Here is a 2,275-nt window from a genome sequence, read left to right as displayed (position 1 = left end):
ACCATCCAAACATCATGTAGACGAGTATGGCAAAGCCTGTCGCCAGCAATCCGTAACCCAGGGGAATCCGGTTGACCGACAAGGCCGCACCGAATCCCATGAATAACAGCGCTAGTGACCCCGTAATGGGCCAGGGGGATGGCGCCGGAACGTAGTAATGACTCGCTTCTTGACTCACTTTTTTCTCTCTTTATGGTTGATCGATAGGATGCCGGCTGGTTTTGACAGCAGCTATTGCCAAAAATATTGCATAAGGGGCACCACCAGAGAGAAAGCCAGCGCATAAAGAGCCGTTCTGATTGCTGCAAGCTTCCTCTCGATCTCCTCATCTTCCGACAGATTCACGGGTTGCGACATATCCATATTTTTCGACATGACGATCTCCTGTTTATCGATTAGCGGATTACTTCACAATTGGCGGCGTTTCAAAGGTGTGATAGGGCGCCGGCGAGGGCAAGGTCCACTCCAGTGTTTTTGCACCCTCCCATGGTTTTTGGGGCGCCTTTGCTCCCCCGCGGATGCACTTCAGTACCACATAGAGGAACAACAACTGGGTCATACCGAATCCAAACGCTCCAATACTGGAAATCATATTGAAGTCCGCAAATTGCAGCGCATAGTCGGGAATACGGCGCGGCATGCCGGCAAGCCCTAGGAAGTGCTGGACGAAGAAAGTGAGGTTGAAGAAGAACATGGACAGCCAGAAGTGCCATTTGCCCAGTGTCTCGTCATACATGTGACCCGTCCACTTCGGCAGCCAGTAGTACGCACCGGCGAAGATGGCGAAGAGTGAGCCGGATACCAGCACATAGTGGAAGTGCGCGATCACATAGTAGGTATCCTGCACTTGGACATCGATCGGGACAATGGCACACACCACGCCGCTGAAACCTCCGATAACGAACAGGAAAATGAAGCCGATGGAAAACAGCATGGGTGTCTCGAAAGTCATGGAGCCACGCCACATCGTGGCGGTCCAGTTGAACACTTTCACACCGGTCGGAACCGCGATCAGCATAGTGCCGTACATGAAAAACAGCTGCCCTACCACCGGCATGCCCGCAGTGAACATATGGTGCGCCCAGACGATGCAGGAAAGAATGGCGATGGAAGCGGTTGCATACACCATCGAGGAATATCCGAACAGCGGCTTGCGGGAAAAAGTGGGAATCACCTCGGAGACAATACCGAATGACGGCAGGATCATGATGTAGACTTCGGGGTGCCCGAAGAACCAGAAAACATGCTGGAACAGCACTGGATCACCCCCACCCGCCGCATTGAAGAAATTGGTGCCGAAATTGCGGTCAGTCAGCAGCATGGTCACCACACCCGCCAGCACCGGCATGACCAGCACCAGCAGATACGCAGTGATCAGCCAGGTCCACACGAACATGGGCATCTTCATCAGGGTCATGCCCGGCGCGCGCATGTTGAGAATGGTGGTGATGATGTTGATCGAACCCAGGATGGAGGAAGCACCGAGTATATGGATGGCAAAAATCATCATGTCCATCCCGATGCCCATCTGCACCGACAGCGGAGGATAAAAAGTCCAGCCCCCGGCAGCAGCGCCGCCAGGCGCGAAGAAAGAAGTGATGAGCAACAATGCCGCGGGAGGAAGCAGCCAGAAGCTCCAGTTATTCATTCGCGCAAAGGCCATGTCGGGAGCGCCGATCATCATCGGTATCTGCCAGTTGGCAAAACCGACGAAGGCCGGCATGATGGCGCCGAATACCATCACCAATCCGTGCATGGTTGTGAGCTGGTTGAAAAATTCGGGATTGACGATCTGCAACCCCGGCTGAAAAAGTTCGGCCCGAATGGTCAGCGCCATTACGCCCCCTGTCAGGAACATGATGAAGCTGAACCACAGATACATCGTGCCGATATCCTTGTGATTCGTGGTGGTCAGCCACCGCATCAGGCCGGTGGGGGGATGGTCGTGCGCGTGATCGACGCCATGCACGACATCGTAATCAGGTATTGCTGCCATGAGTTTCTCCTGAGTGCTGTTTCTTGAATATTTTTGATATCTCTGCCGACTGTTATCCCAACTCATCAAAGGAGGATAGCGATCGCTCTGTCATCCTGCTGCAGTGTCATGTTGGGCAACATCGAATACGCAGGTTCATGATTTCTCCTTGACTATCTTCTGTGTTGATTGATTTCGGATGGCTGGACGGCATCGCCTGTCGAGTTGCCGAAGGAATTGCGCTGGTAGGTGATCACCGAGGCAATATCCACATCCGACAGGTGCTTGAATGGCGCCATT

Annotated in this window: 2 protein-coding genes; both read right to left on the bottom strand. The window is 53.5% G+C overall.

Annotated features, from left to right (window positions below):
• Nucleotides 1–231: 231 nt before the first annotated feature.
• Nucleotides 232–375, bottom strand: a complete 144-nt coding sequence (locus AC52W5_RS13360; RefSeq protein ID WP_166637073.1) for a hypothetical protein — start codon at nt 373–375, stop codon at nt 232–234.
• Nucleotides 376–403: 28 nt separating this feature from the next.
• Entirely contained in the window at nt 404–1,996 is a 1,593-nt protein-coding gene (gene ctaD, locus AC52W5_RS13355; RefSeq protein ID WP_495671345.1) for a cytochrome c oxidase subunit I, read from the bottom strand.
• Between the last annotated feature and the right edge of the window lie 279 nt (nt 1,997–2,275).

It is taken from the genome of Nitrosospira sp. CT, assembly GCF_059489795.1.
Note: the sequence above shows the minus strand (reverse complement) of the source record. Positions and strands in the feature narration are given on the sequence as shown.

Excerpts from the sequence above, each read along its gene's own strand:
- AC52W5_RS13360 (WP_166637073.1), bottom strand. The coding sequence starts at position 375 with ATGTCGAAAAATATGGATATGTCGCAACCCGTGAATCTGTCGGAAGAT.
- ctaD (WP_495671345.1), bottom strand. The coding sequence starts at position 1,996 with ATGGCAGCAATACCTGATTACGATGTCGTGCATGGCGTCGATCACGCG.